The sequence below is a fragment of the Oliverpabstia intestinalis genome (genome assembly GCF_009696065.1).
GTDB lineage: Bacteria > Bacillota > Clostridia > Lachnospirales > Lachnospiraceae > Oliverpabstia > Oliverpabstia intestinalis.
Genome location: NZ_VUMS01000011.1, coordinates 23,325 through 45,920 on the forward strand (window position 1 = coordinate 23,325; position 22,596 = coordinate 45,920).

A 22,596-nucleotide genomic window follows, 5' to 3' on the forward strand; every position below is an offset into this window, starting at 1 on the left:
TTATGATAGGTGAATTATGTCCAATATTGTAAACATCAAGAATAAAGAGGTGATTGAAATACATGATTAAAATAAAAGAATACGTGATGGCAGAAAGCCTGGAGCAGGCGTATGAATTGAATCAGAAGAAGCGAAACTGTATCATTGGAGGCATGCTGTGGCTGAAGATGGGAAGCCGGATGGTTCCGACAGCCATCGATCTGTCCAATCTGGGATTGAATACCATCGAGGAAAATGAAGAAGAATTTTCCATTGGTTGTATGACAACTCTGCGGCAGCTGGAGCAGCACGAGGGACTGAATAGCTACACAAACGGTGCAGTCAGTGAGAGTGTAAGAAGTATAGTCGGTGTACAGTTCCGGAATCTGGCAACCGTTGGCGGAAGTATTTTCGGAAGATTTGGCTTCTCGGATGTACTGACCTGTTTTCTGGCACTGGATACCTGGGTGGAACTGTACAAAGGCGGCTGCATCCCCCTTGCCGAATTTGCCAGGCAGAAACCGGACCGGGATATTCTGGTGCGCCTGATTGTGAAAAAACATGAGGATAAAAGTGTCTATCTGTCTCACAGAAATTCAAAAACAGATTTTCCGGTACTGACCTGTGGGATTTCGTTACGGGAGGGACAGATCTATACGGCAGTCGGTGCCCGTCCGTCGAGAGCAGTCTGTCTGTGTGTGTCAGAGGCTGACTGGAAGAAAAAGGGCAGTGAAGCACTGGCCGGAGAACTGGCTGCGCAGTTTCCGACAGAAGGTAATATGCGTGCGGGAAAAGAATTCCGAAGCCATCTGGCAGAAGTTCTGATCGGCAGAGGGCTCAAACAGATAGAAAAGATGCAGGAGGTATAACGGTATGAAGATCCAGATGACGTTAAATGGTAAAAAAATCACAGAAGAGATTCAGCCGGGGATGCTCCTGCTGGATTTTGTGCGTGCCCATGGGTGTAAAAGTGTGAAAAGAGGATGTGAGACGGCAAACTGCGGGTTGTGTACAGTATTTGTAGATGACAAACCGGTACTTTCCTGTTCCACTCTGGTGGCGAGAGTATCCGGCCATAAAGTAGATACTCTGGAAGGACTGCAGGAGGAAGCGGCGGAGTTCGGTGCATTTATTGCCAATCAGGGAGCAGAACAGTGCGGTTTCTGTAATCCGGGCATGATCATGAACGCACTGGCACTGTTTCGTGAGAATCCGGATCCATCCGAGGAAGAAATAAAAGAATATCTGGCAGGAAATCTATGCCGTTGTTCCGGATACGAAGGACAGCTCCGGGGAATCCAGCAGTTTCTTGCTTATAAAAAAGAGAAAGAAGGTGCAGTATGCAGGTAGTAGGACAACCGGTGATGAAAAAAGATGCAATGGCGCTGGTAACAGGAAAACCGGTCTTTACACAGGATGTGGCTCCGGCTGACTGTCTGGTGGTAAAAGTACTTCGAAGCCCGCATGCCAACGCAAATATTCTGTCAATAAAAACAGATGCAGCAAAGAAGGTTCCGGGAATCGAAGCTGTGTATACCTGGGAAGATGTACCAACCCAGCGTTTTACCATGGCCGGACAGACCTATCCGGAGCCAAGTCCCTATGACCGTCAGATTCTGGATCAGCATGTACGCTATGTGGGGGATCCGGTGGCCATCGTAGCGGGAGAGAATGAGGAGTGCGTAGACAAAGCACTGAAAATCATTAAAGTACAGTACGAAGTTCTACCGGCCATTCTGGATTTTCACAAAGCCAAAGATAATGAGATTCTGGTTCACCCGGAAGAAAACTGGAAAGCATTATGTCCGGTGGGAGCAGATAATAAGCGCAATCTGGTGGCAACAGGAACCAGCGGTTACGGGGATGTGGAAGCCGTTTTCAAAGACTGTGAAGTGATGGTGGAAGAGACCTATCATGTAAAAGCAGATCAGCAGGCGATGATGGAGACTTTCCGTACCTGCTGCTTTATGGATGCTTATGGCAGACTGAATGTGGTGAGTTCCACACAGATCGTCTTTCATGTACGAAGGATCCTGTCCAATGCTCTGGGAATACCAAAATCAAAGATCCGTGTCAGCAAACCGAGAATCGGTGGTGGATTCGGGGCAAAACAGTCGGTGGTAGCGGAAGTTTTCCCGGCTTTTGTCACCTGGAAGACCGGAAAACCGTCTATGATCATTTACAGCAGACAGGAATCCCAGACCGCATCTTCCCCACGGCATGAGATGGAAGTAACCGTACGGCTGGGAGCAATGAAAAATGGTAAGATCCGTGCTATCGATGTATATACGTTATCCAATTCCGGTGCGTATGGGGAGCATGGTCCGACAACGGTTGGTCTGTCCGGACACAAATCCATTCCACTATACGAAGGATCTCTGGAGGCTCATCGTTTTTCCTATGACGTAGTTTACAGTAATGTGATGTCTGCAGGTGCATACCGTGGATACGGAGCAACTCAGGGGCAGTTTGCGGTAGAATCCGCTGTCAATCAGCTGGCGGCAAAGATCGGCATAGATCCTCTGAAGGTTCGTGAGATGAACATGGTACGTGAAGGGGTGCAGATGCATTCTTATTACGATGAGGTAAGTAATAGCTGTGCCCTGGATCGTTGTCTGGAGCGTGCAGCAAAGATGATCGGCTGGGAAGACAAATATCCGGCAAGAGATATGGGAAACGGTAAAGTGCGAAGCGTGGGAATGGCTATGTCCATGCAGGGTTCCGGTATCTCCGGTGTGGATGTGGGGTCTGCGGATATCAAACTGAACGAAGACGGTATCTACACCCTTGCAATCGGTGCGGCAGATATGGGAACCGGCTGTGATACGATTCTGGCACAGATGGTAGCAGAATGTATGATGTGCCCGATTGAAAATGTGATCGTCAGCGGTGCGGATACCGATACCTCCCCGTATGATTCCGGATCTTATGCATCCAGTACCACGTATATTACCGGACGTGCGGTAGAAAAGGCCTGCAGAAAATTACAGGAACGGATCGTGCAGGAAGCTGCAAAGATCCTGGACTGTGAAAGTGAGGAACTGGAATTTGCCGGAGACAGTGTAAAACGTCTGGCTACCGGTGAGGAAGTTTCGCTTACCCAGATCGGTACCAGTTCCATGTGCGGAAGTATCAATGCCCTGGAAGCTGTGGAAGACAGCAGCTCACCGGTGTCCCCGCCTCCGTTTATGGCAGGTATGGTAGAGATTGAACTGGATAAAGAGACTGGTCATGTAGAGGTTCTTGATTATGTGGCAGTTGTGGACTGTGGTACGGTCATCAATCCGAATCTGGCACGGGTTCAGGTGGAAGGAGGCATTGTACAGGGAATCGGTATGGCACTGTATGAGAATATTCAGTACAGCCCGAAAGGACAGTTGAGAAATAATTCCTTAATGCAGTATAAAGTTCCGACCCGTCTGGATATGGGAAAACTGCGTGTGGAGTTTGAGAGCAGTTACGAACCGACAGGACCGTTTGGGGCCAAATCCATCGGTGAGATCGTTATTAATACGCCATCACCGGCACTGGCGCATGCAATCTATAATGCAACAGGTCTGTGGTTCCGGGAATTGCCGATCACAAGCGAAAAGATTGCGATGGGACTCCTGAAAAAATGAGAATTCGAATGATTTATATGGCGGCTGGAAACAGCCGCCGTTTTGGCAGTAATAAACTATTTTATCCGATCGATGGGAAACCGATGTACCGGCATGTCCTTGAACGGCTGGCTGCAATATGCGAACGGCACAGTGACTGGGAAATTGTGCTGGTCAGCCAGTATGAAGAACTTCTGGAACAGGGAAGAACATTTGCCCACCGGACAGTATTTTCACCGGAAAGCAGGGACGGTGCGTCCTGGACTATAAAAAACGGGCTGAAGGAAGCAGACGATACGGAAGCATTTGTATTTTTTACAGCAGATCAGCCCTGGCTTCGCGAGAAAACTATGGAAGGATTTGTCTGCGAAATGGAAAAACAGCATGCAGACCTGGGCAGTGTCTGCCATGGTGAAACGCCCGGTAATCCGGTCTGGTTTTCCAGAAAATATCTTCCTGATCTCAGGGCACTCTCCGGAGATCAGGGAGGGAGAAAGATCCTGAAAAAGCATCCGGAAGAGATTCGCTGGTATCCGGTAGCACATGCTAAAGAACTGGAAGATGTGGATTATAATTTTGATAATAATTTGATTGTACCGGACGGGGCATGCTGATATAATAAGGGGGACGCGAAAAGATAAAACATAAAAGGAGATATCCATGAAAAATGAATTGTTTTCCATTGGTCCGATCACAATCTACGGATATGGACTGATGATTGCCATTGGTGTGCTGGCGGCATACTTCAGTGCCACGTACCGGTCGAAAAAATATGCGCTGGATCCGGACAAAGTCTTCTATGTGACGGTCTGGGCGGTGATCGGTGGATTTGGAGGAGCAAAGCTTCTATATCTGATCACGCAGCTTCCGGCGATTCTTAAAGATCCTTCCCTTTTGAAAGATGCACGGAACGGTTTTGTGGTTTATGGAGGAATCATCGGAGGAATCCTTGCCGCATGGCTCTACTGTAAGGTGGCAAAACTGAAATTTATAAAATATTTCGATCTGGTTATGCCGTCGGTGGCACTGGCACAGGGATTTGGAAGAATCGGGTGTTTTCTGGCAGGATGTTGCTATGGAAAAGAGACGAACAGTGCATTTCATATTATTTTCCACGATTCTGCTTATGCGCCGAACAACGTGCCGTTGATTCCGACTCAGCTGATCTCCAGCGGGCTGGATTTTCTGAACTGCATCTTCCTGATGTGGTTTGCAGGAAAGAAAAAAGGTGACGGACAGGTGGCAGGGCTGTATCTGGTTTGTTACAGTGTGGGAAGATTTGTCCTGGAATTCTTCCGTGGGGATTTGGAAAGGGGAAATGTGGGAAGTCTGTCCACATCCCAGTTTATCGCTATTTTCACTGCGATTGCCGGCATGGTACTGTTTTTCTGGTTTGGAAAGAAAAAGGCACAGGGACCGGAAAAGAATATACAGGAAGAAAAGGTTGTGTAACTATTCAGCAGCCACTATCCCACGAGGTGTCTTGGCATGAATATGCCAAAATCCTGAGACATACAAGCAAAATGACATCACCGAAGGTAATTATTAATGCAATTTTTCCTGTATCTGTGAAGGTACTGAACAGTTACAAGGTTACACAAGAGGAATCGGATACCTTCCGCAAATCGCTGGGATTGGATTTGTGGAAGGTATTACTTCTGAAAAACGTTTTGTAAAACAGGAAACCGGAAGAAAGAGAACGACAGGTCAGAAAGGAGACAGTATGGAAGAATCTTATGAAAGTTTTGCCGGTGTATACGATCTGTTCATGGATAACATTGATTATCCGGCATGGTGTACGTATCTGACCGGTATTTTAAAAGAATATGGAATAGAAGACGGACTGATCGCGGAGCTTGGCTGCGGTACCGGAAGTATGACAGAACTTCTGGCAGCTGAGGGGTACGATATGATCGGCATCGACAATTCCCCGGATATGCTGGAGGTCGCCCAGGAAAAACGGGTGGAATCCGGTCTGGATATTTTATATCTGATGCAGGATATGCGGGAATTTGAACTGTATGGAACGGTCAGGGCTGTTGTAAGTATCTGTGACTGTATGAATTATATTCTGGAGGAAGAAGATCTTCTGGAGGTCTTCTGTCTGGCCAACAATTATCTGGATCCGGGCGGAATCTTTGTCTTTGATATGAATACTCCGTACAAATACCGGGAGGTCATCGGCAACACGACGATTGCAGAAAACCGGGAAGAGGGAAGCTTTATCTGGGAAAACTGCTTTGATGAGGAATCACAGGTCAATGAATATGCATTGACATTATTTATTAAAGAAGAGGACGATCTTTACCGGAAGCACGAAGAATTCCATTACCAGAAAGCATATGAGCCGGAGAGAGTGAAAGAATTACTGGAGGAAGCAGGACTGAAAGTGGAAGCAATCTACGATGCATTTACCAGAGAACCGGTACGGGAAGACAGCGAAAGAATCTATTTTATTGCGAGAGAGTGTACAAAATAAAGAAATTGCAGAAAGTATGAAAACTTCCTGGAAGCAAGCATGCGTCAGATTTCTGAACTTTTGACCCTGGTGTCATAATATTATATGAAAGAAAGGAAACAGATATGAGTGATTATATTGTAAGAGCAACCGCAGCCGACGGACAGATCCGCGCCTTTGCGGCTAACACAAAAGATGTAGTGGAGACCGCAAGAAAGGATCATAATACCAGCCCTGTGGCAACCGCGGCTCTGGGACGTCTGCTGACCGGCGGTGCGATGATGGGAATCATGATGAAAGGGGACAAAGATGTCCTGACATTGCAGATCAAGTGTAGCGGACCGATCGGAGGTCTGACGGTGACTTCCGATTCCAAAGGAAGAGTAAAAGGTTATGTAAATCATCCGGAAGTCATGCTCCCGGCGAATGCACAGGGAAAACTGGATGTGGGCGGTGCGCTTGGTCTTGGTGTCTTAAGTGTAATTAAGGATCTGGGTCTGAAAGAGCCGTATGTGGGACAGACGGAATTAAAGACCGGTGAGATCGGAGATGATCTGACCTATTATTTTGCAAGCAGTGAGCAGGTGCCTTCCGCAGTAGGACTTGGCGTACTGATGGAGAAGGATAATACTGTCCACCAGGCCGGTGGATTTATCGTGCAGCTGATGCCGAACGCAGAGGAAGAAGTGATTGAGAAACTGGAGAAAAATCTGGCACAGATCACTTCTGTTACCGAACTTCTGGATCAGGGTTATACACCGGAAATGCTGCTGGAAAAACTGCTTGGTGATATGGATCTGGAGATCAATGAGAAAGTGCCGACAAGTTTCTACTGCAACTGTGACAAAGTAAGGGTTGGAAAAGTATTGATCAGTCTGGGAGAAAAAGAACTGCAGGGCATGATCGATGACGGTGAAAACATCGAACTGAATTGTCATTTCTGTAACACCAACTATACCTTCAGCGTAGAAGAACTGAAAGAACTGCTGGAACTTGCCAGAAAATAGGCGGAAAGGAAATATATGAGACACGGATTTATCAAAACAGCAGCCGGTACACCGAAGATTCAGGTGGCAGACTGTGTATACAATGCAGGGGAGATTCTGAAGCTGATCCGGCAGATGGAAAACGAGGGTGCAAAGATCATGGCATTTCCGGAGCTTTGTATCACCGGATATACCTGTCAGGATCTGTTCTGGCAGACATTGCTTCTGGACAGTGCGAGAGAGCAGCTGATATGGCTGGCAAAGGAGACCAGTCAGGTGGACGCGCTGATCATTGTAGGCCTTCCATGGGAATATAATGGAAAATTATATAATGTGGCAGCTGTCTTAAACAGAGGAACCATTCTTGGTCTGGTACCGAAGACGAATCTGCCAAATTACGCTGAATATTATGAGGCAAGGCATTTTACACCGGCGGATCAGGACTCCCATATGGTTAAAATTGACGGGGTGGAAGTACCATTTGGAACAAAACTTCTGTTTTCCTGCCCGCAGATGACAGGAATGAAAGTGGCTGTGGAGATCTGCGAGGATCTCTGGGTACCGAATCCGCCGAGCGTGGCTCATGCACTGGCAGGTGCGAATGTGATCATCAATCTGTCAGCAGGGGATGAAATCACCGGAAAAGATAGCTACCGGAGAGAACTGGTAAAAGGACAGTCGGCGCGTCTGATCTGCGGTTATATCTACGCAACGGCCGGGGAGGGAGAATCTTCTACGGATCTGGTATTTGGCGGACACAATCTGATCTGTGAAAACGGCTCCATCTTAAAAGAGGCAAAACATTTTATCAATCAGACAATCTACGGTGATCTGGATATCCGGCGTCTTGTAACCGAGCGAAGGAAAATGACAACTTATCCGCCGGCAGATACGGCCGGTTATCAGGAAATTATATTTACACTGGAGAAAGAAGAAACCAGATTGACCAGAACTTTCCCGAGAAAACCGTTTGTACCGTCCGGAAAAGAAGAAAGGGAAAAACGATGTGACGAGATTCTGACGATTCAGGCAATGGGACTGAAGAAACGTCTGGAACATACTCACAGCCAGAGCGCTGTCATCGGTATCTCCGGCGGACTTGATTCCACACTGGCACTGCTGGTGACAGCCAGAGCCTTTGATTTTCTTGGCATGCCAAGAGAAAAAATCACGGCAGTCACGATGCCGTGTTTCGGAACTACTGACAGAACGTATCGTAATGCCTGCGATCTTACCAAAAAACTTGGTGCGACCCTGCGGGAAGTAGATATCCGTGAAGCCGTAACCATTCATTTCAGGGACATCGGACATGATATGGAAAATCACGATGTGACATACGAAAACTGTCAGGCGAGAGAACGTACGCAGGTGATCATGGATATCGCGAATCAGGCGGGCGGTATGGTGATCGGAACAGGTGACTTGTCGGAACTGGCACTTGGATGGGCAACCTATAACGGAGATCATATGTCCATGTATGCGGTTAATACGTCAATTCCGAAGACACTGGTGCGCCATCTGGTGCGGTATTATGCGGATACCTGTGGAGATGATCGCCTGTCCGAGATTCTGCTGGATATTCTGGATACGCCGGTAAGCCCGGAGCTGCTTCCGCCAAAAGACGGCAAGATCGCACAGAAAACAGAAGATCTGGTGGGACCGTATGAACTGCATGATTTTTTCCTTTATTATATGCTTCGTGCAGGATATGAGCCGGATAAGATTTTCCGGATCGCAGTGCAGACTTTTGACGGTGTGTATGACCGGGAAGTGATCCTGAAATGGTTAAAGAATTTTTACCGGAGATTCTTTATGCAGCAGTTTAAGCGCTCCTGTCTGCCGGATGGACCGAAAGTCGGTACCGTAGCTGTATCGCCAAGAGGAGACCTGAGGATGTCCAGCGATTCCTGTGTGCGTATCTGGATGGATCAGGTGGAAAAACTGTCATAATAGTGAAAACGGGTGGATAACTTCTGAAAATGTATTTTGCAGTCAGTAAGAAGGGAAAGGAATAAGCGGCAGATGAAGGAAACGAGAGAACAGATGAAATGTCTGATGGAAAAGATACAGATGCCGGAAGAAGGAATTGCACAGCTTCTGGAGGCAAGAAAAGAACTGGAAGAAGCAGATCACTGGGATGTGATCGTGCAGACGGCAGAGCAGGTGATGGCAGCAGACGGAGAACTTTCCGTTCTTACCCAGGCACTGGCAGAGACAGAAGCCAGAGAAGAAGCACTGGGAGTGAACCGCTATCTTCTGGATGCACTGATGTTATGGTGTTGCTGGGAAGAAGTGAAAGTGCGTTATGAAAAACAGGGACTGCCTGTGGAAATTTACTATAAGAGTCTGGAAGATATGAAGTGGAAAATGCTGGAGTGTTATGAGATTCATGGCGTATACGGCAATTTTGTAGGTCACTGGTATGACGGATTCTTCAATCTGACCAGGTTCGGACTGGGCCGTCTGCAATTTGAACTGCGCCCGTTTGAGGGAAAGAAAGACTGTGGACTGGATGGTGTAAGGATTCATCCCGGGGATACTGTCATTAATATGCATATTCCATCCGCAGGTCCGATGAAACCGGAGCTTCTGGAGGATGCCTTTGCACGGGCAGAAGCATTTTTCAAAGACTACTTTCCGAAAGACTACAGGGTGTTTGGTGTGGAATCCTGGCTGATCGATCCGGATCTGGTACAGATTCTTCCGGAAGGGAATATGAAAGCGTATGCCAGGCGTTTTCAGTTGATTGACACAGAAAAAAGTGATGAGATTTTCCCGGATGGCTGGAGAGTATTTGGTGCAGAATGGAAGAAGAAACCGGAAGAATTGCCCCGGAAGACCGGGCTGCAGAGAGCAATTGCAGACTATCTGCAGCAGGGAGGCAGACTGGGAAGCGGCTATGGCATATTTATCCGGAAATAATAACGGGATGGAAGCTATTGCTGCAGAACAGAAGCTTTGGCAAGGGCACTTTTGATGGCTTCTAAAAGCAACATGGAAGTATATTTGTTATCGTCTTCGTAGGTGATATCTTCCAGAGACTGTTTTTCATAAATCTGGGAGGCGAGTTCTTCGAGTGCCGGTTCCATCAGTGGATACATGGTAGCGGTGGATTCACTTAAGTTTACCAGTTCGATGGAATTGATGTGGTTGCTGTCTACGGTTACCTGCACATCGAAGGTATTGTCATTCAGTTCAATGGCGGTGCTATAGACGCCCGGAAGATATTGTCCGGTGAGGGCAGAAGTTGTCTGAACAGAGGCAGCGGTTTCTTTGTTTTTTGATGGTCCGAACATGATCAGAAGAAGAACGATCATCAGGAGACCGAGTAGGAGAAAGATAGCGGTATAGATCACTTCTTTCATATGTAGTACAACAATCCTGGTTTTGGAACTCATAGTACACACTCCTTTTCCGATGCTTTTCTATAGTGTATGAGAAATGGTGTGATTTTATGAAATATGGGCTTCCGGAAAATTGAATGGGAAACTTTCAGTAGTACAAGAAGAAACAGGGGGAAGAAACGATGGGAATGGATGCCTGTATGCTGTGTCCGAGAATGTGCGGCGTAGACCGGGAGTCCGGAGAGAAAGGTTATTGCGGAATGGACGGAAAACTGCGGGCGGCGAGAGCTGCACTTCATATGTGGGAAGAACCCTGTATCTCAGGAACACGGGGATCTGGTGCTGTATTTTTTTCCGGCTGCAGTCTGCGGTGTATTTTCTGCCAGAATTATGAGATCGCACAAGGAAACTGTGCCAGGGAGATTTCCGGGGATCGTCTCAGTGAGATTTTTCTGGAACTTCAGGAACAGGGAGCAGCGAATATCAATCTGGTAACGGCGACACATTTTGCACCGGCTGTGATCGGAGCACTGAAAAAGGCAAAAGCACAGGGAATGTATCTGCCGGTGATCTACAATTCCAGTGGTTATGAACGGGTGGAAACGGTGCAGATGCTTGAAGAAGTCGTGGACGTGTGGCTGCCCGATTTTAAATATATGGATCCGGAGCTTGCCTTTGCCTGTTCGAAAGCGAAAGATTATCCGGAAGTTGCGGTGGCAGCGATCCGGGAGATGATGTTGGCCGGAGGAAGGTGTGAATACGATGACAACGGTTATATTCAGAAAGGTGTGATCGTCCGCCATCTGATCCTGCCGGGCCATACGAAAAACTCCATAGCAGTGCTTGATGAGTTATATGAAACATATGGAAAGGACCTGACCATCAGTCTGATGAATCAGTATACCCCCCTTCCTCAGGTGCGTGATATCCCGGATCTGAACCGGAGGGTGACAAAACGGGAGTATGAAAAGGTACTTGATCATGCACTGGATCTTGGTATTACACAGGGGTTTTTTCAGGAAGGCGGGACAGCAAAAGAAAGTTTCATTCCACTTTTTGACTATGAAGGGTTATAATGCAATCAAACAGAACGGGAAGCTGCATATTCCTTGTGAACCAATCAGAAAAATGTAAAACACAGTTACGACCCCTGCCGGTAAAAAGACAGGGGTCGAACTGTCAGAGAGAAGAAGACAGACGAAAAGATGCTGAGCGCAGGCAGAAGCAGGAACAAAAAAGGAGGAAAAGATCCATGGCACTGCAATTTGTACCAGGTAATTCGGGAGCTGGAAAATCTTTTCAGTTATATCAGAAAATCTTACAGGAAGCCGGAAAACATCCGGAGAGAAAGTATCTGGTGATTGTACCGGAACAGTTTACGATGCAGACACAGAAGGAACTGGTAGCTTTGAGTCCCCGTCATGGAATCATGAACGTGGATATTTTAAGTTTTGACCGTCTGGCACACCGGGTATTCGCGGAAGTAGGCGGTGATCAGACACCTGTTCTGGAAGACGTGGGGAAAATTCTTGTACTGGAACGCGTGGTGCAGGAACAGAAGAAAAAGCTGGGAGTTCTGGGTAGCAGTCTGGAAAAACTGGGAACCGTCAGTGAGATGAAATCACTGTTATCTGAGCTGATGCAGTACGATATTCATCCGGAAGAACTGGATGAGATCGGCAATCTGGCGAAAGAAAGACCGTTGCTGTATCACAAATTAAAGGATGTGCAGACCATTTATCAGGGTTTTTTCGAGTTTTTGAGAAAACGGTATATCACGGCGGAGGAAGTTCTGGATCTGTTGTGTGAGAAAATCGGAAGTTCCCGACTGGTGAGAGACAGCTGGATCGCTTTGGACGGATTTACCGGATTTACTCCGGTACAGAATAAATTACTGCGGGAACTGCTGAAACTGACACAGCAGGTATGGGTGACGGTGACGCTGGAGGAAAAGGTGCCTGTGGCACAGTTAAAACGTCCGCAGCAACTGTTTCGTATGAGTGGGGAGATGGTGGAGTCGCTGACCAGGATGGCAAAGGAAGAACGGGTGGAAATTCTGGATCCCTGGTGGGTGCGTCCGGGAGAAAACAGCCGTTTTTGCAAGGCACCGGCACTGGAATTTCTGGAACAGCATCTGTTTCGATATGATAAACGGCAGTACCGGAAGGAACAGGAAGAGGTACAGATTTTTCAGGCTGCAAATCCAAAAGAAGAGATGGAAGAAATCGCCAGAAGGATCCGCTTGCTGGTGCGGACAAAGGGCTACAGGTATGGGGACTTTGCCGTGATCACAGGGGATATGGCGACGTATGGAAGTTATGCCAGACAGGTCATGGAACAGTGTGAGATTCCCTGCTTTATCGATGAAAAACATTCTATTCTGATGAATCCGTTTGTGGAGTATATCCGGGCGGCTGTCAATCTGGTGGTGGAGTATTTTTCCTATGAGAGTATGTTCCGTTATCTTCGCTGTGGGTTGTCCGGGATTCCGGTTTATCAGGTGGATCAACTGGAAAATTACTGTATCGCTGTGGGAATCCGCGGGGAAAAACAGTGGAAGGATCACTGGGTAAGACGGTACCGGGGGATGGAAGAAGGCAGTATCGAAGGAATCAACCAGATCCGGGAACAGGTCTGGAAAAAGATCGGTCCTTTTGCGGAGTATATGAAAGAAAAAGAGCACACAGTGGAAGAACGGACACGGATGCTCTATGAGATGATCGTAAAAGATGATATTCAGGAACGGTTATCTGAGAAAGAACAGGAATTTGCTACACAGGGCGATCAGGCGATGGTGAAAGAATACAGCCAGATTTACGGAATGATCATGGAACTTCTTGATAAGATGGTGCAGATGCTTGGCAGCGAGACGATCACGGCGAAGGAGTACGGACAGCTTCTCGATGTGGGATTTCAGGAGATGCGGGTGGGCATCATTCCACCGACGGCAGATCAGGTACTGATTGGTGAGATGGAGCGTACCAGACTGAAAGACATCAAAGTACTGTTCTTTGCAGGCGTCAACGACGGAATCATCCCGAAACACGGAGGGAAGGCAGGTCTGCTGTCTGAGTCAGATCGGGAATTTCTCGACAGCCGTCAGGTAGCACTGGCACCTACAGCAAGAGAATCCATGTATATCCAGCGTTTCTATCTGTATCTGAATCTGACGAAACCTTCCCGGTGTCTGTATCTTTCTTACGCTCAGTCAAATGCACAGGGGCAGGCACAGAGTCCGGCGTATCTGATCGCGCTGATTCTTCGGATGTATCCGAAACTGGTGATCCAGGATAATCCGAAAGACGAGATCAGCCAGATGCAGATGGCACAGCAGGCAACGGAAATTCTTCTGGCAGGACTTCGAAAGGATGGAGAACAGCAGCAGAACAATGGCTGGAGGGAACTGTTTTCCTGGTATCTGCGGTCAAAAGAGTGGAAGGAGCAGTGTCTTCGCTGGATCCAGGCGGCATACGAGGGCGCACCGGAGAGCAGCATCGGAAAAGCGGCGGCGGTGGCACTTTACGGGAAAGAACTGGAAAACAGTGCGACGGAACTGGAACGGTTTGCAGCCTGTGCCTTTGCACATTTTCTGCAGTATGGTCTGAAGATCGAGGAACGACAGGAATACGAATTTCGTCAGGCGGATCTGGGCAATGTGATCCATCAGGCACTGGAACAGTTTTCACGAAATCTCAAAAAAAATCGGCTGACATGGCGTAGTCTGACGGATCAGGAACGGGATCAGCTGATTGATACGAGTGTGGAGGAAACCATTCACGACTATGGCAATACGATTCTGGAGAGCAGTTCAAGAAACCAGTATATGATCCTGCGTGTAAAACGGATCCTGCGGCGGACGGTCTGGGCACTGCAGCAACAGCTGAAAGCAGGAAAATATGAACCAAGTCGGTTTGAAATCTCTTTTTCTATGGAGGAAGATCTGAAAGCATCGAATTTTCAGTTATCGGAGGATGAGCGCCTGCGCCTGCGGGGGCGGATTGACCGGGTGGACCGCTATGAGGAGGACGATACGATCTATGTGAAAGTCATTGATTATAAGTCCGGCAATACGGCTCTGGATCTTACTTCGGTGTATCACGGACTGCAATTGCAGCTTATCGTATATCTGAATGCAGCACTGGAGCTGGAAGAAAAGAATCATCCGGGAAAACATGCAGAACCGGCGGGGATGTTTTATTATCATGTCAAAGATCCACTGGTGGATGGAAAACCTGGGGATGAGGAAGAGGAGATTGAACGGAAACTGCTGGAAAAATTAAAGGTGGACGGACTGGTCCGGGCAGAAGAAAAGATCTTAAAGGATCTGGATCGGGAACTGGAAGCAGGGAAAAAATCGCTGGTGATCCCGGCAGCTTACAATAAAAACGGCAGCCTTTCAAGTCGTTCCAAAACGGCAAGCAAAGAACAGTTCGAAGAACTCTGTGCCTATGTCAACGATAAGATCCGTGAAAATGGAACACGGATCCTTGGCGGGGAGATGGAGAAAAATCCATATAAATTAAAACAACGGACCGCCTGCGACTATTGCAGCTTTAAGGAGATCTGCGGATTTGATGAAAAGCAGGAGGGAAACAGTTTCCGGAGACTTCCGACATTTTCCGATGAGGAACTGTGGAAGAAAATGAGAGAGAAAGGGGAGAAGGAAGATGGAAATGAAGTGGACACCGGAACAGCAGAAGGTCATTGAACTGTGGGACAGAAATATCCTGGTCAGTGCGGCGGCAGGATCCGGTAAGACCGCTGTTCTGGTAGAACGAATCCTGGGAAAACTGACCAGAAAAGATCATCCCATCGATATCGATCAGCTGCTGATTGTGACATTTACCCGGGCAGCAGCCGGAGAGATGAGGGAGAGACTGACGGAAGCTGTGGAGAATTATCTGGAACAGGATCCGGAAAATGAACATCTGCAAAGACAGCAGACGTTGATCCACAACGCACAGATCACGACGATCGACGGATTCTGCTCTTATGTGATCCGGAACTATTTTCACACCATCGATCTGGATCCCGGATTTCGCACAGCGAATGAGGGAGAGATCAAACTGCTGAAACAGGATGTGGCAAAAGAGGTGCTTGAGAGCAGTTACCAGGAGAGAACCGAAAGTTTTGACCGTTTTGTGGAGAGTTTTGCCACCGGAAAAAGCGATGAGGTGCTGACGGAACTGATTCTCCGGATGTATGAGTTTGCCATGAGTAATCCCTGGCCGCTGGAATGGCTGGACAGCTGTACGAAGGCATACGAGATTCGGACAAAGGAAGAGTTGGTGTCCTGTATATGGATGAAAAAACTGTGGGAGGATGCCGGACACCTGCTGGATCAGATCACTTATCTTCAGGAGCGGTGCAAAGAAGTGATCTACAGTCCCGGCGGACCATATATGTACGGAGAAGCGTTGGAACAGGATCTTTTGTTTCGAAGAGATCTGGAAGAGGCTTTCGCATCACAGGATTTTGACGGATGCAGAGTCCTGCTGGATAGCTGGAAGCCAAAAGCACTGTCACGAAAGAAAGATGACAGTGTGCAGGAGGATAAGCGGGAGCTGGCGAAGAACCTGCGGGATCAGGCAAAAGATGCTGTGAAAAAACTGCGGGAGAATTATTTTTATGAGACAACGGAGGAAGTGCTGGAAGAACTGGAACTTTGCAGGGAGCCGGTGCAGGAACTGATTCGTCTGACCCGTCGGTTTATCGAGACATTTTCGGAAAAAAAGCGGCAGAAAAATATCGTTGATTTTACAGATATGGAACACTTTGCGCTGGAGATCCTGGTCAAAAAAGAAGACGGGGAGATCCGGTATACCCAGGCAGCGGATGAGTTTTCCGATCGTTTTGAGGAAATCCTGATCGATGAGTACCAGGACAGCAATCTGGTGCAGGAGACTTTGTTGCAGAGTGTGTCACAGCTTCGCTTCGGGCGGCATAATCTGTTCATGGTGGGCGATGTGAAGCAGAGTATCTACCGGTTCCGCCTTGCCAGACCGGAACTTTTTATGGAAAAATACGAAACCTACAGTCTGGAAGACAGTGTATGTCAGAGGATCGACCTACACAAAAACTTCCGAAGCAGAGACGGAGTGCTCGAAGGGGTCAATCAGATCTTTTACCGGATCATGGGAAAGGATCTGGGAGCGGTGGAATACGATGCAGATGTGGCATTGTATCCGGGTGCGGTATTTGAAGAAAAGCCGGAGGGAGTACCGGAAGAACCGGCGTGCCAGGTGCTTGTGGCACAGACCGGCGCGGACGGTATGGATGAGAAGATGCAGGAACAGAGTGATCAGGAGCTGGAAGCACGGATGATCGGAGAAAAGATCCGCAGCATGGTGGGAACAGAACTGGTCTGGGATAAGAAAGAAAAACAGTATCGTCCCGCACGTTATCAGGACTGTGTGATCCTGCTTCGGACGATCACCGGCTGGGCGGAGAACTTTGTCAATGTGCTGATGGACATGGGAATCCCTGCCTATGCTACCTCAAAAACAGGATATTTTTCCACGACAGAAGTACAGACGATCCTGAACTATCTGCGGATCCTGGATAATCCGATGCAGGAGATTCCATTTACCGGTGTCCTGTTATCGCCGTTAGGCGGGTGCAGTGCGAGAGAGCTGGCACTGTTAAAAGCCTGCTATCCGCAGGAGAAAATCTATGGCTGTGTCTGGAACTATCTGCAGGAGGGACAGGACGGGGAGTTGTGTGAAAAACTTGGCAATTTCTGGTCTGTCTATGAAAAACTCCGTGAAAAGGTTACTTATACGCCGATCCATGAACTGATCGGAGAGATTCTGACAAAGACCGGGTATGGGTTATACGCAGGTGCGATGCCCGGCGGTGCACAACGGCGGGCAAATCTGCAGATGCTGGTGGAAAAAGCCATGGAATATGAGAGTACCAGTTACCGTGGGTTGTTTAATTTTATCAGGTATGTGGAACAATTGCAGAAATATCAGGTGGATTTTGGTGAGGTCAATATCCGTGGAGAACAGGAAGATACGGTGCGGATCATGAGCATCCACAAAAGTAAGGGACTGGAGTTTCCGATTGTCTTTGCGGCAGGGATGGGGAAACGGTTTAATATGTCCGATGCCAGCACCGGTCTGGTGATTCATCAGGATCTCGGTATCGGCATGCAGGCGGTAGACCCCAAGGAGCGGACGCAGGCATCGTCACTGGTACGGCAGGTGATCCAGAAACAGATCCGGCTGGAGAGTCTGGGTGAGGAACTGCGTGTATTATATGTGGCACTCACAAGAGCAAAAGAAAAACTGATCCTTACCGGGACCGTTAAAAAAATAGAGGATTATCAGGCAGTACAGGCGGAGGCGCGGGACTGGCAGGAAGAGAAACTTCCTTACGGCATGCGGGAAGGCGCGCGCTGCTACTGGGACTGGATTTTTCCGGCACTTGCCGGAGCAAACGAAGAGTTTCCGGTGCAGATCCTTGAGATGGAACATTTGATCACGGATCAGGTAACAGACCGGGAAGACCGGGTACGGCAGAGGGCCGCATACGAAACCTGGGATCCGCAGGAGGTGTTTGATGCGACGATCCGAAAAGATCTGGAAGAGAAATTTTCCTATGTGTATCCGTATGGATATCTGCAGGAGATTCCGGCGAAAGTCAGTGTATCCGAACTGAAAAAACAGGGAAGAGAAGAGCCGGAGGAAGAAACTGTCTATCTGTACGCGGAGAAAGAACAGGAGCCAATCATTCCTGATTTTATGAAAGAAGAACAGGATCCACTGTTACAGGGGGCTGCAAGGGGAACGGTATACCACCGGATCCTGGAATGCCTGGACTACGCAAGAGTCGACTCACAGCAGGCGATCGAGAAGCAGATTGAAGAACTGCTGAAGGAAGAAAAGATCAGCAAAGAGATGGCAAAAGTGGTACGCTCCAGTCAGATCAGCTGGTTTGTGCGTTCGGCTGTGGGAAAACGGATGAAAGAAGCCTTTGTGCTTGGCACACTGCACCGGGAACAGCAGTTTGTGATGAGTATCGATGCCAGTGAGAGAAATCCCGCGTGGAATCAGGGCGAGCAGATCCTGGTGCAGGGAATCATCGATGCTTTCTGGGAAGAGGCGGACGGCCTGGTGCTGGTGGATTATAAAACTGACCATGTAAAAGAGGGACAGGAACTGATCGACCGGTATCAGAGGCAGATGCATTATTACAGTCAGGCGTTGGAGCGCGCGTATGGAAAAAAGGTAAAAGAGTGTTATTTATATTCATTTGCGCTTGGAAAAGCGGTTGCTGTGGAGGTGTAACCTCCGCGGCAGCCGCTTTTTGTAGATATTTAGAAGAAGTCTTAAGATATTTTAAAGATTCCCAGGATTTGTTGACATCTAATATTATACGATGTATAGTATTAAATGCAAAACAACATACGGTCCGGGAAACCGGGGGAAAGGTATGAGCGGAGTCTTTTCGTGAAAACAGATCGGGAAAGGGTTCGAACATACAGAAAAAAGAAAAAGGGGTGCGATATGGTATTTAATACAGGAGCGGCTCTTTTGGATGCCATTGTTCTTGCCGTTGTCTCGAGAGAGAAGGAAGGCACTTACGGATATAAGATCACACAGGATGTGCGGAAGGTTATTGACATTTCCGATTCCACCCTGTATCCGGTGCTTCGCAGGCTGCAGAAAGATCAGTGCCTGATGGTCTATGATCTGGAATGTGCGGGGCGCAACCGGAGATATTATAAAGTAACCGAGCAGGGACTGGCCCAATTGGGGTTATACAAAGAGGAGTGGAAGAGATATTCATCCAATATTTCCATGGTTTTTGAGGGAGGAATCAACAATGAATCGTGAGCAGTTTATTGCACAATTAGCGAGACTTCTGCAGGATCTGCCGCCGGCAGAACGGCAGGAAGCCATTCGCTATTATCAGGAATATTTTGACGATGCCGGGAAGGAAAACGAGGATGCCGTGATCCAGGAACTGGGAAGTCCGGGAAAAGTAGCAGCAAGCATCAAGGCAAACCTGCAGTATGGCGGATCGACATTCGGAGCGAATGATGCCGATATGGAAAATACAGGGACAGAAAGTCAGACGAAGGATGCCGATGGCTGGCAGCAGAATGGGCAGACAATGAACAGATGGAATCAGAGTACACAGCAAGGCTGGCAGAATAGCAGTACGCAAAGCCCGTATGCGATGCAGGCGAGAAAACCGAAACGCGGTGTTGGCGGATGGGCACTGCTCATCATTATACTGGTCTTTGCATCTCCGGTGCTTCTCGGCGTTGGCGGTGGAGTACTTGGCATTTTTATCGGAATCCTGGCAACCGTATTTGCCCTGTGGATCAGCTTTTTCGCCGTAGCGATTGGAATGATCGGAGGCGGGATCGCCGTTCTGATCAAAGGGATCCTTCATGCGATCAGTTCACCGGCAGCCGGACTGGTAAGCATGGGCGGCGGTCTGATCTGCATCGCACTGGGAATCTTATGCGCAGTATTTTTCCTGTGGTTTACCTTTCAGCTGTGTCCGCGTGTATTACGTACCACGCTGAATTTTATCTCAAGAATCGTACATAAAGGAAAGGAGGCAAGGGCAGAATGAAGCGTTTGAACAAAGGGTTACTTGTAACCAGCGGAATCTGCGGGGGACTCGGGCTTGCCCTTCTGATCTGCGGGATGCTTCTCGGAGGAATCCGGGGAGGAAATGATCTGGTGGATGCACTTTCCATCAACAGCGGGGATTTTCAGGAGATGAAAGATGAGGTTATGAGTGAAATCAGTGACCATACCAATTTTGATCCGGTTAACTGGTTTGTGGAATGGGTAACGGATATATTTTAAGCGTGGGTCGAAAAAATAACAGAGAGTAAAAATTTATATGATAAAAGGAGAATCAGAATATGGAAAATAAGAGATTATATCGTTCCTCAACCAATTATATGATCTGTGGAGTCTGCGGCGGAATCGGAGAATATTTTAACATCGATCCGACGCTGGTGAGACTGGCATGGGTGATCTTTTCCTTTATGGGAGGATCCGGAATCCTTGCGTACATCATCGCATCGATCATCATTCCGAAATAAAGAAAAACGTGAATAGAAAGAGAAAAAAAGGTCATACTTCAAGAGAAAAGGAGTGTGACTTTTTTTATGGGAAAAGAGAAAAAGATAAGCCGGGAGGATATCGCAAAGATGAGCCGGGAAGAGCAGATGAAATATGAGATCGCGCAGGAACTAGGACTTCTCGATCAGGTGCTTGAAGAAGGGTGGAAGACTCTGTCTGCAAAAGAGACAGGAAGAATCGGTGGGATCATGAACCGGAGACGAAAGCAGAAAGAAAAAGAAGGCGGGGTCAGTCATGGAAAAGAGCAGTAAACGCCTGATGCCAGAGATCAGCAAGGAGCGTGTTGCCATGTGGCGTCAGATGAATCCCGTCGGTCGTGATCGCATCGACTCCTTCCTGGCGAGCTGCCTGTCGGAGGATTGAGTCCGTCGTGATAAAATGAGCAGAATAAGAGAGTGCCAGATCGTGGATGATCTGGCTTTCTTTTTCGATATAAGAATGCCAGGCGGAGTATTCTGCCGGTTCATCAAAAAGAAACGGTTCCAGTAACAGGATGGTGGAAGTATGCTGGCATAAAAGATCCAGCACTTCCCGGTAAAAAGCAGAAAACTCCAGAGGAATCCTGGAGTGAGAAGTAAAAAGTTCCACGGGGATATCATTGACTCCGGCAAGGAGGGTGATCGCATCCCAATGACCGCCGATCCCATCCCGACGGAGCATCTGTAACACCCGTTCAATGGTAAATCCTTCATGTCCCCGATTTACAAATCTGGCGTCTACATATTCCGGTCTGCGGGCAAGAAGAGAGACATAGCCGTATCCAAGATTGGCAGGATCAAAAAGATGATCCGCATCGGTGATGCTGTCGCCCAGAAAAAGATACTGCTTCATATAATCCCTCCTTTGGTCATAATATTAGTTCGTGCTGTTTGTCAGCAGGGTATTCAGATTTAATTTTAAGATCCGATCAAACTGTGTCAGCGAAGTATAGCGATAGCCATATGCAGCGGATTCAAACAGTACATAGAGATCGTCACCATCCACATAGATCTGTTCGAGTTTTGACGGAAAACGGATCTTCTGCAGCATGGTGTCTTCTTCAAGAAGCATCTGCAGAGAGTTCGGAAATACTTTCAGGGATCCCGGAAGCACCCCGTAAGAGTGAGAGGTGAGGATCCTGTTTTTATAAAATGCCACACCCTGTGCCCGTTCTGTGATCACGCGCATCCCGGATGGCAGGGCAAGTGGTGTCAGCGAATCCACACCCAGCTGACCGGTTGTTATCGTGTCATCATCGACGGTACTGGTCTGTAAGGTTCCATCTTCGGTGATATCATATTCTTCCAGTACGCTTGCAGAATTGGAAGTATAATAACCGATATATAATGCATTATTATGATAGGTCAGAAAAGAATTCCGTGTAATTGCATACAGATCGTAAGACTGCGAGTAGGAAATCGGCTGATGGCTATTCTGAAAACAATAGTTTTTCAGCTGTTCCAATGTGATTGCATTGACCTGTGGAATACCACGGGACATACAGGAGATCCAGATGTTGTTATGAATCGTATCGTATGCGATCCCGCCGACATGGGATTTATTTCGAAGAACAATTTCTTTTACAAATTCATGGGTCTTTTTATCGATGACGTAGATGACAGAGTTATGCGTATTGGTATGACAGTAAGCAGTGACCAGAAGGTAATCTTCGGTAACGGCAAGTCCCTGAGGAGTCATGGAAGTACAGATAGAAGAAGTATTTTTTTCTCCGAAAACCTGTGTTTCTGTAGCATTAAGTCCAGGAATAATATAAGTACCATAATCAATTTCGGTAGCACGTCCGTATAAAGCTGCCCGTTTGACCTCCGGTGTCAGGGAAAGCAGATCCCGTCGGCTTTTAAAACTGTAGATTTCTTCCTGCACGGTGCCGGTAGCCATTGCCTCACGTTCCACCCGTCTGGTATATGCAGAAAAAAGGAGAATATATGAGGTAACTCCGATTCCGACCACAAGGAAAAAGACGAATATCCAGAAAATCCGGCGATGCTTTTTTGTGGATTTATTTTCTTTTTTGTGCCTGTTTTTCATAAGTTGTCTCCCAAGATGTGATGATACTGTCAATCTAACTGTTCAGTAGGTTATATTCCGCGAGATGATTTTAAATGCATGTTGGCTTAT

At 47.7% G+C, this 22,596-nt stretch carries 20 protein-coding genes; 17 read left to right on the forward strand and 3 right to left on the reverse strand.

The annotated features are described in order from the left end of the window. Window positions 1-62: 62 nt before the first annotated feature. From FYJ57_RS07110 to FYJ57_RS07150, 9 genes are all read left to right on the forward strand, one after another. Window positions 63-848, forward strand: coding sequence for an FAD binding domain-containing protein (locus FYJ57_RS07110; RefSeq protein WP_154432165.1), 786 nt, complete (start codon window positions 63-65; stop codon window positions 846-848). Window positions 849-852: 4 nt separating this feature from the next. Continuing rightward, window positions 853-1,329, forward strand: coding sequence for a (2Fe-2S)-binding protein (locus FYJ57_RS07115; protein ID WP_022172293.1), 477 nt, complete (start codon window positions 853-855; stop codon window positions 1,327-1,329). Further along, window positions 1,320-3,599, forward strand: coding sequence for a xanthine dehydrogenase family protein molybdopterin-binding subunit (locus FYJ57_RS07120; RefSeq protein WP_154432166.1), 2,280 nt, complete (start codon window positions 1,320-1,322; stop codon window positions 3,597-3,599). The genes FYJ57_RS07115 and FYJ57_RS07120 overlap by 10 nt, the downstream gene beginning before the upstream one ends. After that, the gene (locus FYJ57_RS07125; RefSeq protein ID WP_154432167.1) at window positions 3,596-4,192 is read left to right on the forward strand and encodes a nucleotidyltransferase family protein; all 597 of its coding nucleotides are present in this window, start codon (window positions 3,596-3,598) and stop codon (window positions 4,190-4,192) included. The genes FYJ57_RS07120 and FYJ57_RS07125 overlap by 4 nt, the downstream gene beginning before the upstream one ends. A 46-nt stretch (window positions 4,193-4,238) precedes the next feature. Next, complete coding sequence (locus tag FYJ57_RS07130; RefSeq protein ID WP_154432168.1) at window positions 4,239-5,030, forward strand: prolipoprotein diacylglyceryl transferase; 792 nt, start codon at window positions 4,239-4,241, stop codon at window positions 5,028-5,030. Between the two features lie 271 nt (window positions 5,031-5,301). Continuing rightward, window positions 5,302-6,057 carry a class I SAM-dependent DNA methyltransferase gene (locus FYJ57_RS07135; RefSeq protein ID WP_022172289.1) on the forward strand — a complete coding sequence of 252 codons (756 nt, stop codon included), beginning with the start codon at window positions 5,302-5,304 and terminating at the stop codon, window positions 6,055-6,057. Between the two features lie 104 nt (window positions 6,058-6,161). Beyond that, window positions 6,162-7,043 (forward strand): Hsp33 family molecular chaperone HslO, encoded by an 882-nt coding sequence (gene hslO, locus FYJ57_RS07140; protein ID WP_154432169.1) that lies wholly within the window; start codon window positions 6,162-6,164, stop codon window positions 7,041-7,043. 15 nt (window positions 7,044-7,058) lie between these two features. Continuing rightward, window positions 7,059-8,972: an NAD(+) synthase gene (locus FYJ57_RS07145; RefSeq protein WP_154432170.1), complete on the forward strand. Its 1,914-nt coding sequence runs from the start codon at window positions 7,059-7,061 to the stop codon at window positions 8,970-8,972. A gap of 72 nt (window positions 8,973-9,044) precedes the next feature. Beyond that, window positions 9,045-9,944, forward strand: a complete 900-nt coding sequence (locus FYJ57_RS07150) for an acyltransferase domain-containing protein (protein WP_154432171.1) — start codon at window positions 9,045-9,047, stop codon at window positions 9,942-9,944. Window positions 9,945-9,958: 14 nt separating this feature from the next. On the opposite strand, the gene FYJ57_RS07155 is transcribed toward FYJ57_RS07150, so the two are convergent. Beyond that, window positions 9,959-10,420, reverse strand: coding sequence for a hypothetical protein (locus FYJ57_RS07155; RefSeq protein ID WP_154432172.1), 462 nt, complete (start codon window positions 10,418-10,420; stop codon window positions 9,959-9,961). 128 nt (window positions 10,421-10,548) lie between these two features. Between FYJ57_RS07155 and FYJ57_RS07160 the strand changes: the two genes are divergently transcribed. From FYJ57_RS07160 to FYJ57_RS07195, 8 genes are all read left to right on the forward strand, one after another. Further along, window positions 10,549-11,442, forward strand: a complete 894-nt coding sequence (locus tag FYJ57_RS07160; RefSeq protein WP_328597444.1) for a radical SAM protein — start codon at window positions 10,549-10,551, stop codon at window positions 11,440-11,442. 176 nt (window positions 11,443-11,618) lie between these two features. Continuing rightward, complete coding sequence (gene addB, locus FYJ57_RS07165; RefSeq protein WP_154432173.1) at window positions 11,619-15,074, forward strand: helicase-exonuclease AddAB subunit AddB; 3,456 nt, start codon at window positions 11,619-11,621, stop codon at window positions 15,072-15,074. Beyond that, window positions 15,034-18,657, forward strand: a complete 3,624-nt coding sequence (gene addA, locus FYJ57_RS07170) for a helicase-exonuclease AddAB subunit AddA (protein WP_154432174.1) — start codon at window positions 15,034-15,036, stop codon at window positions 18,655-18,657. Before addB ends, addA begins: the two co-directional genes overlap by 41 nt. A 219-nt stretch (window positions 18,658-18,876) precedes the next feature. Continuing rightward, a complete protein-coding gene (locus FYJ57_RS07175) occupies window positions 18,877-19,206 on the forward strand; it encodes a PadR family transcriptional regulator (protein ID WP_022399506.1) in 330 nt (109 codons plus the stop codon). Beyond that, the gene (locus FYJ57_RS07180; protein ID WP_154432175.1) at window positions 19,196-19,957 is read left to right on the forward strand and encodes a DUF1700 domain-containing protein; all 762 of its coding nucleotides are present in this window, start codon (window positions 19,196-19,198) and stop codon (window positions 19,955-19,957) included. Before FYJ57_RS07175 ends, FYJ57_RS07180 begins: the two co-directional genes overlap by 11 nt. Then, window positions 19,954-20,196 (forward strand): hypothetical protein, encoded by a 243-nt coding sequence (locus FYJ57_RS07185; RefSeq protein ID WP_022172279.1) that lies wholly within the window; start codon window positions 19,954-19,956, stop codon window positions 20,194-20,196. Before FYJ57_RS07180 ends, FYJ57_RS07185 begins: the two co-directional genes overlap by 4 nt. 59 nt (window positions 20,197-20,255) lie before the next feature. Continuing rightward, window positions 20,256-20,438, forward strand: coding sequence for a PspC domain-containing protein (locus FYJ57_RS07190; RefSeq protein WP_022172278.1), 183 nt, complete (start codon window positions 20,256-20,258; stop codon window positions 20,436-20,438). 66 nt (window positions 20,439-20,504) lie between these two features. After that, window positions 20,505-20,729, forward strand: coding sequence for an alpha/beta-type small acid-soluble spore protein (locus tag FYJ57_RS07195; protein WP_118575615.1), 225 nt, complete (start codon window positions 20,505-20,507; stop codon window positions 20,727-20,729). Here FYJ57_RS07195 and FYJ57_RS07200 read toward each other — a convergent pair. Together FYJ57_RS07200 and FYJ57_RS07205 are read right to left on the reverse strand one after the other, a co-directional pair. Next, window positions 20,707-21,309 (reverse strand): SGNH/GDSL hydrolase family protein, encoded by a 603-nt coding sequence (locus tag FYJ57_RS07200; protein WP_154432176.1) that lies wholly within the window; start codon window positions 21,307-21,309, stop codon window positions 20,707-20,709. The two genes, FYJ57_RS07195 and FYJ57_RS07200, sit on opposite strands and share 23 nt — an antisense overlap. Window positions 21,310-21,333: 24 nt before the next feature. Beyond that, window positions 21,334-22,506, reverse strand: a complete 1,173-nt coding sequence (locus tag FYJ57_RS07205) for a YncE family protein (protein ID WP_154432177.1) — start codon at window positions 22,504-22,506, stop codon at window positions 21,334-21,336. Between the last annotated feature and the right edge of the window lie 90 nt (window positions 22,507-22,596).